At 72.5% G+C, this 14521-nt stretch carries 17 protein-coding genes and 1 pseudogene; all 18 read left to right on the top strand.

Features of this window, described 5'->3' with window-relative positions:
* Positions 1-2: 2 nt before the first annotated feature.
* The 18 genes and pseudogenes from ruvX (at position 3) to carA (ending at position 14521) form a co-directional block, all read left to right on the top strand.
* The gene (gene ruvX, locus ASG83_RS10775; protein WP_082515057.1) at positions 3-476 is read left to right on the top strand and encodes a Holliday junction resolvase RuvX; all 474 of its coding nucleotides are present in this window, start codon (positions 3-5) and stop codon (positions 474-476) included.
* A complete protein-coding gene (mltG, locus tag ASG83_RS10780) occupies positions 473-1708 on the top strand; it encodes an endolytic transglycosylase MltG (protein ID WP_082599212.1) in 1236 nt (411 codons plus the stop codon). Before ruvX ends, mltG begins: the two co-directional genes overlap by 4 nt.
* A 3-nt stretch (positions 1709-1711) precedes the next feature.
* A complete protein-coding gene (locus tag ASG83_RS10785; RefSeq protein ID WP_055861113.1) occupies positions 1712-2545 on the top strand; it encodes a shikimate dehydrogenase in 834 nt (277 codons plus the stop codon).
* Positions 2546-2580: 35 nt separating this feature from the next.
* On the top strand, positions 2581-3783 hold the full coding sequence (aroC, locus tag ASG83_RS10790) for a chorismate synthase (protein WP_055861117.1): 1203 nt from the start codon (positions 2581-2583) through the stop codon (positions 3781-3783).
* 6 nt (positions 3784-3789) lie between these two features.
* The gene (locus ASG83_RS10795) at positions 3790-4338 is read left to right on the top strand and encodes a shikimate kinase (protein WP_235451460.1); all 549 of its coding nucleotides are present in this window, start codon (positions 3790-3792) and stop codon (positions 4336-4338) included.
* Positions 4335-4971, top strand: a 637-nt coding sequence (locus ASG83_RS13245; protein ID WP_235460182.1) for a 3-dehydroquinate synthase, incomplete at its 3' end; no start/stop codon positions are given. The genes ASG83_RS10795 and ASG83_RS13245, both read left to right, overlap by 4 nt.
* A 1-nt stretch (position 4972) precedes the next feature.
* Positions 4973-5363 (top strand): annotated as a pseudogene (locus ASG83_RS13250) (3-dehydroquinate synthase); the annotation flags it as partial.
* A gap of 40 nt (positions 5364-5403) precedes the next feature.
* Complete coding sequence (gene aroQ / locus ASG83_RS10805; protein ID WP_055861124.1) at positions 5404-5862, top strand: type II 3-dehydroquinate dehydratase; 459 nt, start codon at positions 5404-5406, stop codon at positions 5860-5862.
* Positions 5863-5933: 71 nt separating this feature from the next.
* Positions 5934-6497: an elongation factor P gene (gene efp, locus ASG83_RS10810; protein ID WP_055861127.1), complete on the top strand. Its 564-nt coding sequence runs from the start codon at positions 5934-5936 to the stop codon at positions 6495-6497.
* Positions 6498-6923, top strand: coding sequence for a transcription antitermination factor NusB (gene nusB / locus ASG83_RS10815; RefSeq protein ID WP_055861130.1), 426 nt, complete (start codon positions 6498-6500; stop codon positions 6921-6923).
* A 148-nt stretch (positions 6924-7071) separates the two neighbouring features.
* Positions 7072-7887 (top strand): ABC transporter ATP-binding protein, encoded by an 816-nt coding sequence (locus ASG83_RS10820; protein ID WP_055861133.1) that lies wholly within the window; start codon positions 7072-7074, stop codon positions 7885-7887.
* Positions 7888-7959: 72 nt separating this feature from the next.
* Complete coding sequence (locus ASG83_RS10825) at positions 7960-8988, top strand: aliphatic sulfonate ABC transporter substrate-binding protein (protein WP_055861136.1); 1029 nt, start codon at positions 7960-7962, stop codon at positions 8986-8988.
* Positions 8989-8990: 2 nt separating this feature from the next.
* Positions 8991-9932: an ABC transporter permease gene (locus ASG83_RS10830; protein ID WP_055861140.1), complete on the top strand. Its 942-nt coding sequence runs from the start codon at positions 8991-8993 to the stop codon at positions 9930-9932.
* A 67-nt stretch (positions 9933-9999) separates the two neighbouring features.
* Positions 10000-10530, top strand: a complete 531-nt coding sequence (gene pyrR, locus ASG83_RS10835; protein WP_055861144.1) for a bifunctional pyr operon transcriptional regulator/uracil phosphoribosyltransferase PyrR — start codon at positions 10000-10002, stop codon at positions 10528-10530.
* Positions 10527-11480 (top strand): aspartate carbamoyltransferase catalytic subunit, encoded by a 954-nt coding sequence (locus ASG83_RS10840; protein WP_055861147.1) that lies wholly within the window; start codon positions 10527-10529, stop codon positions 11478-11480. Before pyrR ends, ASG83_RS10840 begins: the two co-directional genes overlap by 4 nt.
* Entirely contained in the window at positions 11477-12817 is a 1341-nt protein-coding gene (locus ASG83_RS10845; RefSeq protein ID WP_055861150.1) for a dihydroorotase, read from the top strand. Before ASG83_RS10840 ends, ASG83_RS10845 begins: the two co-directional genes overlap by 4 nt.
* A complete protein-coding gene (locus tag ASG83_RS10850) occupies positions 12810-13361 on the top strand; it encodes a hypothetical protein (protein ID WP_055861153.1) in 552 nt (183 codons plus the stop codon). Before ASG83_RS10845 ends, ASG83_RS10850 begins: the two co-directional genes overlap by 8 nt.
* Positions 13358-14521, top strand: coding sequence for a glutamine-hydrolyzing carbamoyl-phosphate synthase small subunit (carA, locus tag ASG83_RS10855; protein WP_055861156.1), 1164 nt, complete (start codon positions 13358-13360; stop codon positions 14519-14521). The genes ASG83_RS10850 and carA overlap by 4 nt, the downstream gene beginning before the upstream one ends.

Raw genomic sequence — 14521 nt, forward strand, 5'->3', positions numbered from 1 at the left:
TCGTGCGGGTGGGGGTGCGCCTGGGCGTCGACGTCGGGAAGGCGCGAGTGGGGGTCGCCCGCAGCGATCACCACGGGATCCTCGCGACGCCTGTTGAGACGCTCGCGCGCCGCGACGACGTCGTGGAGAGCATCCGCCGCCTCGTTCTCGAGCACGAGGCGATCGAGGTGGTCGTCGGCCTCCCGCTGTCGCTGAGCGGCGCCGACACCGCCTCGACGGAGGACTCGAGGCAGGTCGCGGCGCAGCTCGCGACCGCGATGCCCGAGACTCCCGTGCGGCTCGTCGACGAGAGGCTCACGACCGTCACGGCCGCGCGCGCGCTGCGCGACTCCGGCAGGAATGCGAGGAACTCGCGGTCCGTCGTGGACCAGGTGGCCGCTGTTATCCTGCTCCAGCACGCGCTCGACCACGAGAAGTCGCGGGGCGAGGCTCCCGGCACGATCGTGGATCCCGACGGAGGTCCCCCCGCACCGTGACGAACAACGACGACGACACCTGGGCCGAGATCTTCGCCACCCAGCCCGACTCCGACCGCCGCGGCGCCCGCTCCGCCACCGCTCCCGAGCCCGACGCTGCACCCGCCACCCGGCGCGCCCGGCGCTCCGGCTTCGATCGCCCCGCCCGCCGTCGCAGCGGTCGCGCTCCTGTCGTCATCGGCATCATCGCCCTCCTGCTGGGCCTCGGCGCCGGCTCCGCATGGTTCGCGTGGTCGAACTTCGAGCCGCAGATCCGCGAGGTGCTCGGCATCGAGCTGCCCGACGACTACGAGGGCGAGGGGAACGGGGAGGAGGTCCTCGTCACCATCCGGCCCGGCGACATCGGCGAGGACATCGCGCTCACCCTGCAGGACGCGGGCGTCACGATGAGCTTCAGCGCCTTCTACGACCTCCTCCTGGCCGACTCGTCCATCGCCTTCCAGCCCGGCACCTACGCGCTGCAGGGCGAGATGTCGGCGCAGTCGGCTCTCGATGCGCTCCTCGACCCCGCCAACCGGGTGGAGAGCACGGTCCTGATCCGCGAGGGCGAGGTGCTGAGCAGCACGCTCGAGCTGCTGGCTCTCGGGACGGGCCTGCCGGTGGAGGACTTCCAGGCCGCGGTGGCCGACCCGACGCGCTACGGCGTGCCGGCGGAGGCGCCGTCGATCGAGGGCTACCTGTTCCCGGCCACCTACACCTTCGACCCCGGGGTCACGGCCGAGCAGGTCATCGAGCGCCTCGTGAGTGAGATGACGGCGCGGCTGGACGCCCTGGGCGTCGCGCCGGAGGACCGGTACCGCGTGCTCACGCTCGCATCGGTCGTGCAGCGCGAAGCGGGCGGCGACCTGGAGGACTTCGGTCGGGTCGCGCGCGTGTTCACGAACCGCATCGACGAGGGGATGCTCCTCCAGAGCGACGCGACCGTGCACTACGGCACGCAGGACTTCGACTCGGTCTTCACGACCGACGCCGAGCGGGCCGACGCGTCGAACCCCTACAACACCTACGCCAACCCCGGACTGCCCGTCGGACCGATCGGCGCCCCCGGCGACGCCGCGCTCGAGGCCGCCGCCGCCCCGCCCGAGGGGGACTGGCTCTACTTCGTGACCGTGAATCTCGCCACCGGCGAGACGGTCTTCTCCGAGACGCTCGCGCAGCACGAGGCGGCCGTGCGTCAGCTGCAGGAGTGGTGCAACTCCTCGGAGGAGAACCGCACCGTGTACTGCGACTAGCGGATGAGCATCCGCCGTCTCGCCGTCGTCGGCTCGCCGATCGCGCACTCCCTCTCCCCAGCGCTGCACGCCGCCGCCTACCGGGCGCTCGGGCTCGACTGGGTCTACGAGCGGCACGAGGTGCGCGAGCACGAGCTGCGCGGCTTCGTCGACGGACTCGATGGCTCGTGGCGCGGCATCTCGGCGACGATGCCGCTCAAGGACGAGCTGGCGCGCCTGGCGGACGAGTGCGACCGGATCGTCGCACTCACGGGCGCCGCCAACACGCTGCTGCTCGCGGACGACGGACGGCGCATCGTGCGCAACACCGACGTCGCCGGGGTCGAGCGCGCGCTGCGCGACGCCGGCCTCGAGAGGGCCGAGCACGCCGTGATCGCGGGCGCCGGAGCCACCGCACGCTCGGTGCTCGTCGCGCTCGACGGGCTCGGCCTCCGCTCGGTCACCGTCGCGGTCCGCGAGCCCGCGCGAGCGGGCGGGCTGCGCGACCTCGCGGAGGAGCTGATGCTCGAGCTGGACGCCGTGCGACTCGACCAGCTGGCGTACGTCGTCGAGGGCGCCGACGTCGTGGCCTGGACGCTCCCCAACGGCGTCGAGCTCACGGATGACCTTCCGGAGAGCGCGCGGCGCGAGGCCGTTGCGCTCGACGTGACCTACCACCCCTGGCCGGGCCCGCTCGCGGCGCAGTGGCTCGAGGCCGGAGGTCGCGTCGCCTCGGGCCGCGACATGCTGCTGCACCAGGCGGTGCGCCAGGTGCGGTTCTTCGTCTCGGGTCAGACCGAGCATCCGCTCGACCGCGAGGCGGAGGTCGAGACCGCGATGGCGGCCGCGCTCGCGTGACCGGAGCCCCATCCGCTGCGTGGGAGGATGGAGCCATGCTGCGCTGGTTGACCGCCGGAGAATCCCACGGACCCGAGCTCATCGCCGTCATCGAGGGCCTGCCCGCCGATGTTCCGGTGACGCGCGAGGCCATCCAGACCGACCTGCAGCGCCGCAAGCTCGGGTACGGCCGCGGCGCGCGCATGAAGTTCGAGCAGGACGAGCTCTCGATCTCCGGCGGCGTGCGGCACGGCCGCACGATGGGCAGCCCCGTCGCACTGCGCATCGGCAACACCGAGTGGCCCAAGTGGACGACCGTCATGAGCCCCGACCCGGTCGACCCGGCCGAGCTCTCGGGCGGGCGCGGCGCGCCGCTCACGCGCCCCCGGCCCGGCCACGCCGACCTCGTCGGCATGCAGAAGTACGGCTTCGACGAGGCGCGCCCCGTCCTCGAGCGCGCGAGCGCGCGCGAGACCGCCGCCCGCGTCGCCCTCGGGGCCGTCGCGCGCGCGTTCCTCGGCGAGCTCGGAATCCGTCTCGTGAGCCACACGCTCTCGATCGGCCCCGTCCGGGTGCCCGACGGCGCGCCGCTGCCGCGGCCCGACGACGTCGACCGCCTCGATGCCGACCCGCTGCGCTGCCTGCATCCCGAGACGAGCGAGCGGATGGTCGCCGAGGTCGACGACGCCCACAAGACCGGCGACACGCTCGGCGGCGTCGTCGAGGTGCTCGCCTACGGAGTGCCCCCGGGTCTCGGATCGTACGTCCACTGGGACCGCCGACTCGATGCGAGGCTCGCCGCCGCGCTCATGGGCATCCAGGCCATCAAGGGCGTCGAGGTCGGCGACGGCTTCGAGACCACCCGGCGCCGCGGCTCGGCGGCCCACGACGAGCTCGTCGTCGGCGACGGCCTCATCGAGCGCGTGAGCGACCGCGCCGGCGGCACGGAGGGCGGCATGTCCACCGGCACGGTGCTCCGCGTCCGCGCGGGCATGAAGCCGATCGCGACGGTGCCCCACGCCCTGCGCACGATCGACGTCGCGACGGGCGACGCCGCCCCCGCCCATCACCAGCGCTCCGACGTGTGCGCCGTGCCCGCGGCCGGCGTCGTGGCCGAGGCCATGGTCGCGCTCGTCGTCGCCGAGGCCGTGCTGGAGAAGTTCGGCGGCGACTCCGTCGCCGAGACCCGCCGCAACCTCGAGGGCTACCTCGCCGCGATGCCCGGGAACCTCGCGACCGCCGTCAGCACGGGGGAGTGAAGCCGCGTGATTGAGAGCGTCGGCGCCGCCCCCGGCGTGCCCGCCGTCGTGCTCATCGGACCGCCGGCCGCCGGCAAGTCCCGCGTCGGCCGGCGCGTCGCGCGCATCCTCGACCTGCCGGTGATCGACACCGACAAGGTCGTGGCGGCCGCGCACGGGCCCATCCCCGAGATCTTCGCCGAGCACGGCGAGCCGCACTTCCGCGCGCTCGAGCGCGCCGCTGTCGCCGACGCCCTCCGGCACCGCGCCGTCGTCTCGCTCGGCGGGGGAGCCGTGCTCGACCCCGACACGCAGGCGCAGCTCTCCGGGCTCCCGGTCGTCCTTCTCACCGCGACGCCCGACGCCGTCGCCGGGCGCCTCGAGAAGAGCTCCCGGCCGCTCAGCGCGAGCGTGGAGGCCTGGGTCGCGCTCGTCGAGCGGCGCCGCCCCGTGTACGAGCGGCTCGCCGCAGCCGTCTGGGACACCTCGACCCGCCCCATCGACCGCATCGCCGCGGAGATCGCCGACTGGGCGACCGTGCGCGAGAATCCCGACCCCGCAGGAGACCCCGCATGAGCACCGACACCGGCACCGCCCCCACCGTCATCGAGGTCGCGGGCGTCGACCCCTACGCGATCACGGTCGGCCGCGGGCTCATCGGCACGATCGACGCGCACCTGCCGCCGACCGTCGCGAAGATACTCGTCGTGCACGCCCCGCCGCTCGCGCCCGTCGCCGAGCGCCTGCGTGAGCAGCTCGCGGGGCGCATCGAAGTGCTCCTCGCCGAGGTCCCCGACGCCGAGGGCGCCAAGCGCGTCGAGGTCGCCGCCTTCTGCTGGCAGGTCATGGGCCAGACCGATTTCACGAGAACGGATGCCGTGCTCGGGCTCGGCGGCGGCGCGACCACCGACCTCGCCGGGTTCGTGGCCGCCACGTGGCTGCGCGGCGTCCCGCTCATCCAGGTTCCCACGACCGTGCTCGGCATGGTCGACGCCGCCGTCGGCGGGAAGACCGGCATCAACACCGCGGAGGGCAAGAACCTCGTCGGCGCCTTCTACGCGCCGCGCGCCGTCATCGTCGATCTCGACCTCCTGGACGGCCTGCCGCAGAACGAGATCCTCGCCGGGTTCGCCGAGGTCGCGAAGGCGGGGTTCATCGCCGACCCCGTCATCCTCGATCTGCTCGAGGCCGATGTGACGATCGCGACCGNGAGCGACGACTTCACCGAGCAGGGCCTCCGCGAGATCCTGAACTACGGCCACACGCTCGGGCACGCGATCGAGCACGCGGAGCGCTACCGCTGGCGGCACGGCGCCGCGATCGCGATCGGGATGGTCTTCGCCGCCGAGCTCTCGCACCTCGCCGGCTCGCTGCCGGCGGAGGCCGTCGACCGCACGCGGCGCATCCTCGCCTCGCTCACGCTGCCGACGAGCTACCCGCTCGGGCGCTGGAAGACGCTCCTCGCCACGATGCAGCGCGACAAGAAGGCCCGCGCCGGGATGCTGCGCTTCATCATCCTCGACGACATCGGGCGGCCCCGCGTGCTCAACGGCACCGACGAGTCGATGCTGTTCGCCGCCTACCAGGAGGTGGGGGAGTGACCGGGCGTCCCCCGGCCTCGCTGCTCGGTACAGTGAGCGCATGACCGACCCCGCCCCCCGCCCCGGTCGCGTGCTCGTGCTCAACGGGCCGAACCTCAACCGGCTCGGCACGCGCGAGCCCGACGTGTACGGCACCGGGACGCTCGACGACCTGCGCGCCGAGCTCGCGGGCGCCGCGCCCGAGGGGGTCGCCCTGGACCTACGGCAGACGAACGACGAGGCCGAGCTGATCGGCTGGCTGCACGAGGCCGTCGACACCGGCAGCGCCGTCATTCTCAACCCCGCGGCCTTCACGCACTACTCGTACGCGCTGCGCGACGCGGCCGCGCTCGTGACGAAGGCGGGGCTCCCGCTCATCGAGGTCCACCTGTCGAACCCGCACTCCCGCGAGGAGTTCCGGCACACGAGCGTCATCTCGGGCGTCGCGACGGGCGTCATCGCGGGCTTCGGATTCGGCTCGTACCGCCTCGCTCTCGCCCGCATCACCGGCGCGCTCTAGGTCTCGACTAGACTTCCACGTCGGCGTGCACCCACGTCGAGACCAGCACGGAAACGGATACCCCAACGCTCATGGCCACGACGAACGACATCAAGAACGGCAGCGTTCTCAGCATCGACGGGCAGCTCTGGAACGTGGTCGAGTTCCAGCACGTCAAGCCCGGCAAGGGGGGCGCGTTCGTGCGCACCAAGATGCGCAACGTCCGCTCGGGCAAGCTCGTCGACAAGACCTTCAACGCCGGACTCAAGGTCGACTTCGCGACCGTCGATCGCGGCGACTACCAGTACCTGTACCAGGACGGCGCCGACTTCGTCTTCATGGACACCACGGACTACGACCAGGTCACGGTTCCGGCCGCGATCGTCGGCGACGCCAAGAACTTCATGCTCGAGAATCAGATGGTCACGATCGCGATGCACGAGGGCGAGGCGCTCTACGTCGAGCTGCCCGCCTCGGTCGTGCTCGAGGTGACCTACACCGAGCCGGGCCTGCAGGGCGACCGCTCGACCGGCGGCACCAAGCCCGCGACGGTCGAGACCGGCTATGAGATCCAGGTGCCCCTCTTCCTCGAGACCGGCACCAAGGTCAAGGTCGACACGCGATCCGGGGACTACCTCGGCCGCGTCACCGAGTAGGTGGGCGCCCGCACGAAGGCCCGCAAGCGGGCCCTCGACATGCTCTTCATCGCCGACGTCCGGCAGTCGTCGCTCGACGAGATCCTCCGCGAGGAGGGCGAGCGGGCGGCCGCCCAGCCGCAGCGCTCGTCGAGCTGGCCGTACGCCTATGACATCGTGCGCGGCGTCGCCGACAACGCGGTCGCGATCGACCGGCTGATCGAATCGCACGCCGTCGGATGGACCCTCGGCCGCATGCCCGCCGTCGACCGCGCCATCCTGCGCGTCGCGGTGTGGGAGCTCGTGCACAACCCCGACGTGCCCGCGGCGGTCGCGATCGACGAGGCGGTGGAGTTCGCGACCGTGCTCTCCACCGACGAGTCGTCGGGCTTCGTCAACGGCGTGCTCGGCGCGATCGCCGACGACCTGCACCGCTCGGCCTCCTAGCGGCGCGCCCGCGACGCGACGGGGGCACTGCCACCGGGGCGGATCCGCGGGGCGTCATCGCGACGGAATGTGACGCCGTGTGTCGTCGCGTTTCCCCGCGTTGCGACCGCCTTTGTCACGGTCACGAGGCATCCGTACCGTGAAACGCATGACCTCGACCGCGATCGCTCCCGCGCAGACGACCCCGGCCCTGCCGGTGTCGCTCAACGGCGTCGGCCGCTCCTTCCCGGGAGCGCCGGGCGAGCCCGAGAGGCTCGTGCTGCGCGACGTCGAGCTGAAGATCGCCCCCGGTGAGATCGTCGCGCTCCTCGGTCCCTCCGGTTGCGGCAAGTCCACGCTGCTGCGGCAGATCTCCGGTCTCGACCGCCCGACGTCGGGCACGCTCACGATCGACGGCACGCGGATCGCCGCCGCCGACCAGCGCTGCGCCGTCGCGTTCCAGGAGCCCCGGCTTCTGCCGTGGCGCACCGTCGCTCGCAACATCGAGCTGGGTCTCCCGCGCGGCACCGACCGCGCCGTCGGTCGCGCCCGCGTCGCCCAGCTACTCGAGCTCGTCCAGCTCTCGCACGCCGCCGACCTGAAGCCTCGCCAGATCTCCGGCGGCATGGCCCAGCGCGTCTCCCTCGCCCGCGCGCTCGCCCGCAACCCGGGGGTCCTCCTGCTCGACGAGCCGTTCGGCGCCCTCGACGCGCTCACGCGCCTGACGATGCAGGACCTCCTCGTGGACATCCACCGCGCCGAGCCCACGACCATCGTGCTGGTGACGCACGACGTCGACGAGGCGCTCACCCTCGCCGATCGCATCGTCCTCCTGGGCACGCGCTTCGACCGCCCGGGCGCGACCATCAGCCGCATCCTCGAGGTCCCCGGCACGCGCCCGCGCGACCGCGCCTCGACGGTGCTCGCGCGCCTCCGGGCGCAGCTGCTCGACGCCCTCGGGGTCCCGAGCCACCACGACCGCTAGACCGCACGACCGCACCATCCCACCCCACACCACCACCGCCGGTCGCTCGACCGACAACCGAAAGGCACCACGATGACCACCCGCTCCCGTCTGACCCTGCTCACCGCGACGCTCGCCGCGGCGGCCATGGCCATGACCGGCTGCGTCGCGGGGGAGGGGGCCGCTGCTCCTGGGCCGACCGAGGGCGCAGAGTGGTCATCGACCGAGCTGACGCTCGACTTCGCGACCTACAACCCGCTGAGCCTCATCATCAAGGAGCAGGGCTGGCTGGAGGACCAGCTCGGCGACGACGTCACCGTCACGTGGGTCCAGTCGGCCGGCTCGAACAAGGCCAACGAGGCGCTGCGCGCCGGCGCCATCGACGTCGGCTCGACCGCCGGCTCGGCCGCGCTCCTCGCGCGGTCGAACGGCAGCCCCATCCAGGTGATCGACATCTACACGCAGCCCAACTGGTCCGCGATCCTCGTGCCGACCGGCTCCGACATCGATGAGGTCTCCGACCTCGCCGGCCGCACGGTCGCCGCCACGAAGGGCACCGACCCGTACTTCTTCCTCCTGCAGGCGCTGCAGGAGGCGGGCCTGTCGCTCTCCGACATCAACCTGCAGAACCTGCAGCACGCCGACGGCAAGACGGCCCTCGAGACCGGCGCCGTCGAGGCGTGGTCGGGCCTCGACCCGTTGCTGTCGACCTCCGTCGCGAACGGCGCCGCCGAGATCATCTACGACAACGTCGACTTCAACTCCTACGGCTTCCTCAACGCCACAGAGGACTTCATCACCAACCACCCCGACCTCGCGCAGCTCGTCGTGAACGCCTACGAGAAGGCGCGCGCCTGGGCGCTGGAGAACCCGGAGGAGACCGCGGCGATCCTCGCCGAGGTCGCGGGCATCGACGTCGCGATCGCCGAAGCCACGATCGAGCGCACCGTGATCGATATCGACAACGTCCCCGGCGACGCTCAGCGCGACGTTCTCGAGATCATCGGCCCGATCTTCGTCGAGAGCGGCGACGTCGCCGGCCAGGAGCAGATCGATGCGGCGCTCGAGTCGCTCTTCAACGACGAGTTCGCCACGGCCGCCGACCCGGACGAGGTCGGCTGAGCATGAGCTTCGACGAGCGCGGCGGCGCTCCGGTCTCGCGCCCCTCCACCACGGAGGGGCGCGAAGCCGCGTCGCGAGAACCGGCCGACGGGGAACGTGCGAACGCCGGCCGTCGGGTGACGCTGTTCGGCTGGGCCGGATTCGAAGGGTTCTCCGCCGCGGGGACGGGCCTGGGCCGTGGAGGGGCCGGTCGCGTGAGCGTCGGCACCGTCCTGCTCGGACTCGTGGTTCCGGGCGTCCTTCTCCTCGTCTGGCTGCTCGCGTCCGAGCTGACGCCGATCCCCGACTACCTCCTGCCGTCGCCCGCGCAGGTCGTGGGTGCAGGGGTCGAGCTCGCGAATCAGGGCCTGCTCGGCACGTACATCCTCATCTCGCTCCAGCGCGTGCTCCTGGGCTTCGCGATCGGCGCGAGCATCGGTCTCGCGCTCGGTGCGGTCGTCGGGCTCTCGGGGGTCGCCGACCGGATGCTCGCGCCCACGCTCGGCGCGATCCGAGCCGTGCCGTCGCTCGCGTGGCTGCCGCTGCTCACGGTGTTCCTCGGCATCTTCGAGACGCCCAAGATCACGCTCATCGCGATCGGCGCCGCGTTCCCCGTCTACACGACGGTCTCGGCCGCGCTCCGTCACGTGGACCCCCACCTCGTCGAGGCCGGGCGCGCTTTCGGGCTCGGACGTCTGTCGCTCCTGACGACGGTGCAGCTGCCGGCCGTCGTGCCGTCCGTCATCTCCGGTCTGCGGCTCGCTCTCGCGCAGGCGTGGCTGTTCCTCGTGGCGGCCGAGCTGCTGGCCTCCTCGATGGGTCTCGGCTTCCTGCTCACCGACTCGGCGAACAACGGTCGCACCGACCGCATCTTCCTCGCGATCCTGCTCCTGGCGATCCTCGGCAAGACCTCCGACGCCCTCGTCGGTCTGGGGGAGAGGGCCCTGCTCAAGCGCTGGAGCTGACCCGCTAGACTGAGCACGTTCGACCTGCTTTAAGCACCGTCCTGTGAGTCGGGGAAGGAGGTCAGGAGTGACAGCACGCATCGTGCTCCACGACGCTGACATCACGCGCGCTCTGCGCCGCATCGCCCATGAGGTGCTGGAATCCCGGCGGGGCGATGGCCGGCTCGTCTTCCTCGGCATCCCGACGCGAGGCACGGTTCTCGCCGAGCGGATCCAGCGAATCGTCGATGAGATCGAGCCGGGCACCTCGAGCGTCGGCTCGCTCGACATCACGCTCTACCGCGACGACCTCGCCCGCACGCCGACGCGGGCGCCCGCACCGACGCGCATCCCCGACGAGGGCATCGACGACGCGATCGTCGTCCTCGTGGACGACGTGCTCTACTCGGGCCGCACCGTGCGCGCCGCGCTCGACGCCCTCGCCGACCACGGCCGGCCCCGGGCCGTGCGCCTCGCGGTTCTCGTCGACCGCGGCCACCGGGAGCTGCCCATCCGCGCCGACTTCGTCGGCAAGAACCTCCCGAGCTCGATGAGCGAGCGCGTGAGCGTGAGACTCGCCGACGTCGACGGCGTCGAGGAGGTGACGATCGAGCCGTGAAGCATCTTCTGAGCACTCGCGACCTCGACCGCGCGACGGCCGTGAGCATCCTCGACATCGCGGAGGACATGGCACGGACCGCCGACCGCGAGGTGCGCAAGCTGCCGACTCTGCGCGGGAAGACGGTCGTCAACCTGTTCTTCGAGGACTCCACGCGCACGCGCCTGTCGTTCGAGTCGGCCGCCAAACGCCTGAGCGCCGACGTCATCACCTTCAGCGCGAAGGGCTCGAGCGTCTCCAAGGGCGAGAGCCTCAAGGACACCGCGCAGACGCTGCAGGCGATGGGCGCCGACGCGATCGTCGTGCGGCACCACGGCTCGGGCGCCGCCCACCTGCTCGCCCACGCCGGTTGGATCGACGCGCACGTGCTCAACGCCGGCGACGGCACGCACGAGCACCCGACGCAGGCGCTCCTCGACGCCTTCACGATGCGGCAGCGGCGTTACGGCGCCGACTCCCGCGAGCGCGACCTCGCCGGGATACGCGTCGTCATCGTCGGCGACGTCGTGCACTCGCGGGTCGCGCGCTCGAACGTGTGGCTGCTGTCGACGCTCGGCGCCGAGGTGCACCTCGTCGCGCCCCGCACGCTCCTGCCGAGCGGCGTCGAGACCTGGCCCGTCACGGTGCACGAGCACCTCGAGCCGGCGCTCGCGCTCGGCCCCGACGTCGTCATGATGCTGCGCATCCAGCAGGAGCGCATGCACGCCGCCTTCTTCCCCTCCGGCCGCGAGTACGCGCGCGAGTGGGGGCTCACGGCCGAGCGGTTCGCCCTCCTCGGCCCCGATACGATGGTGATGCACCCCGGCCCGATGAATCGGGGGCTGGAGATCTCGTCCGCGGCCGCCGACTCTTCGGCGTCGACGGTGCTCGCTCAAGTCACGAACGGGGTGTTCATCCGCATGGCAGTGCTCTACCTCCTCGTCGCCGGATCGTCGGAGGAGCGGGCATGACCGGTCTGCTGATCCGCGGCGCGACCCTCCTGGGCGAGACGCGGGAGGATATCCGGATCCGCGGCGGCCGGATCGCCGCGACGGGCCGCCTGACCCCCGAGCTCGACGAGCGCGTGATCGACGCCGACGGCCTCGTCGCGCTCCCCGGCCTCGTCGACCTCCACACCCACCTGCGCGAGCCCGGGGGCGAGGCCAGCGAGACGGTGCTCACCGGAACCCGAGCCGCGGCCGCGGGCGGCTTCACCGCCGTCTTCGCGATGGCGAACACCTCGCCCGTCGCCGACACCGCGGGCGTCGTCGAGCAGGTGCACGCTCTGGGCCTGCAGCACGGGTACGCGACCGTGCGCCCGATCGGCGCGGTCACCGTCGGCCTCGAGGGCGAGCGGCTGAGCGAGATCGGCGCGATGGCGCGGTCGCGCGCGAGCGTGCGCGTCTTCAGCGACGACGGGAGGTGCGTCCACGACGCGCTCCTCATGCGCCGCGCGCTCGAGTACGTCGCGACCTTCGACGGCGTCATCGCCCAGCACGCGCAGGAGCCCCGCCTGACCGAGGGCGCCCAGATGAACGAGGGCGCGCTCTCGGGCGAGCTCGGCCTCGCCGGCTGGCCCGCCGTCGCCGAGGAGTCGATCATCGCCCGCGACGTCCTCCTCGCCCAGCACACGGGAGCGCGCCTGCACGTCTGCCACCTCTCGACCGCGGGCAGCGTCGAGGTGATCCGCTGGGCGAAGGCCCGCGGCATCGCCGTGACCGCGGAGGTCACCCCGCACCACCTGCTGCTCACCGAGGACCTCGCGCGCGGCTACGACGCCCGCTTCAAGGTCAACCCGCCGCTGCGCCGCGACGACGACGTGCGCGCCCTGCGCGAGGCGCTCGCCGACGGCACGATCGACATCGTCGCGACCGACCACGCCCCGCACCCCGCCGAGGCGAAGGAGTGCACGTGGGCTGAGGCGGCCTTCGGCATGGTCGGCCTGGAATCGGCCGTGCCCGTCCTGCAGACGACCATGATCGAGACGGGGATGCTCGGCTGGGAGGATCTCGCCCGCGTCATGTCGAGCGCTCCCGCGGCCATCGGGCGCCTCGACGGCTACGCCGACCCGCTCACCGAGGGCGCGCCGGCGAACGTGACGCTCGTCGATCCCGCCGCCCGACGCACCTGGTCGACCGACGATCTGCGCGGCCGCTCGAGGAACACGCCGTACACGGGCGTCGAGCTCGCCGGCACCATCGTCGCGACCGTCCACGGGGGAGTCGCCACGGTGCTCGACGGCGACCTCCGCCCCGCCGACGAGGTCGTCGCCGCCTGGGCCGGCCTCCGGGAGGACGCCCGTGGATAGAGGCGTCTCGACCGCGATCATCGTCGCCATCATCCTCCTGGCGCTCGCGCTCATGCTGCTCGGCTGGCGGCGGCGCGCGGCCCGGCAGGGCGACATCGGCGCGCCGCGGCCCGTTCCTGCGACGATCGGCGAGGCGAGCATCCGCGTGCCCGTTCTGTACGTCGCGACGACGCGCGCGGGCGACCCGCTCGACCGCGTCGCGGTGCACGGTCTCGGGTTCCGCGCGCGCGGCGAGGTCGCCGTGCACCCCGAGGGCGCCGTCATCGCCATCGACGGTCGCGAGCCCTGGCTCGTCGCCCGAGCGGACGTCCGCGGCTCGGGCCGCGCCACCTGGACCATCGACCGAGTCGTCGAGGAGGGCGGGCTCGTCATGCTCGCCTGGCGCCTCGGCGACGCCGAGGTCGACAGCTACTTCCGCGTCACCGACGCTCGGGCGATCGACGCCACGGACGAGCTGCTCGCCGCCCTGGCGACGCTCGCGCCGAGCATCCCGCCCGAGGAATCGCCGGAGACGCCCGCCCCGACAGAAAGGCACCCCTCGTGACCCACGCTCCCGCCTACCTCGTGCTCGAGGACGGCACCCGCTACCGGGGCCGCGCGTACGGCGCCCGCGGCCGCGCGCTCGGCGAGGCCGTCTTCGCGACCGGCATGAGCGGCTACCAGGAGACCCTGACCGACCCCAGCTACGCCGGCCAGATCGTCGTGCAGACCGCGCCGCACATCGGCAACACGGGAATGAACGACGAGGACCCGGAGAGCCGCCGCATCTGGGTCGACGGCTACGTCGTCCGCGACCCCTCGCGCATCGTCTCGAACCACCGCGCGCAGCGCAGCCTCGACGACGAGCTCGAGGCCCAGGGCATCGTGGGCATCAGCGGCATCGACACGCGCGCGCTGACGCGCCGACTGCGGGATGCGGGCGTCATGCGCGCGGGGATCTTCTCCGGCGACGACGCGGCCCTCGACCCCGACGCCCAGCTCGCGGAGGTCCGCGCGAGCGCGGCGATGAGCGGCCGCAGCCTGTCGGCGGAGGTCTCGGTCGACGAGGCGATGGTCGTGCCCGCCGTCGGCGAGAGCATCGGGCGCCTCGCGGTGCTCGACCTGGGCGTGAAGGCCTCGACGCTGCGCCACCTCGCCGAGCGCGGCTTCGAGGTGCACGTGCTGCCGCAGTCGACGACGATCGACGAGCTGCGCGCCCTGGACCCCGTCGCGGTGTTCTACTCCAACGGCCCCGGCGACCCCGCCGCGAGCGACGCCCACGTGAGCCTGCTGCAGGACGTCCTGAAGGACGGGACGCCCTTCTTCGGCATCTGCTTCGGCAACCAGCTGCTCGGCCGCGCCCTCGGCTTCGGCACCTACAAGCTGCCCTTCGGCCACCGCGGCATCAATCAGCCGGTGCTCGACAAGCAGACCGGCCGCATCGAGATCACCGCCCACAACCACGGCTTCGCCGTCGACGCGCCCGTCGAGGGCGTCGTGGACAGCCCCGCCGGCTTCGGCCGCGTCGAGGTGAGCCACGTGGGCCTCAACGACCAGGTGGTCGAGGGCCTGCGGGCGCTCGACATCCCGGCCTTCTCGGTGCAATACCACCCCGAGGCGGCCGCCGGCCCGCACGACTCCACCTACCTCTTCGACCGCTTCCGCGAGGTCGTGCTCGAGCACGTCGGCCGCGCGGCGGAGCGCGACGACCAGAAGGACGCCTGA

It is taken from the genome of Yonghaparkia sp. Soil809, assembly GCF_001429705.1.
Lineage (GTDB): Bacteria > Actinomycetota > Actinomycetes > Actinomycetales > Microbacteriaceae > Microcella.

Coding starts and splice junctions, on each gene's coding strand:
- ASG83_RS10785 (WP_055861113.1), top strand. CDS start 1,712: ATGAGCATCCGCCGTCTCGCCGTCGTCGGCTCGCCGATCGCGCACTCC.
- aroC (WP_055861117.1), top strand. CDS start 2,581: ATGCTGCGCTGGTTGACCGCCGGAGAATCCCACGGACCCGAGCTCATC.
- aroQ (WP_055861124.1), top strand. CDS start 5,404: ATGACCGACCCCGCCCCCCGCCCCGGTCGCGTGCTCGTGCTCAACGGG.
- efp (WP_055861127.1), top strand. CDS start 5,934: ATGGCCACGACGAACGACATCAAGAACGGCAGCGTTCTCAGCATCGAC.
- ASG83_RS10820 (WP_055861133.1), top strand. CDS start 7,072: ATGACCTCGACCGCGATCGCTCCCGCGCAGACGACCCCGGCCCTGCCG.
- ASG83_RS10825 (WP_055861136.1), top strand. CDS start 7,960: ATGACCACCCGCTCCCGTCTGACCCTGCTCACCGCGACGCTCGCCGCG.
- ASG83_RS10830 (WP_055861140.1), top strand. CDS start 8,991: ATGAGCTTCGACGAGCGCGGCGGCGCTCCGGTCTCGCGCCCCTCCACC.
- ASG83_RS10845 (WP_055861150.1), top strand. CDS start 11,477: ATGACCGGTCTGCTGATCCGCGGCGCGACCCTCCTGGGCGAGACGCGG.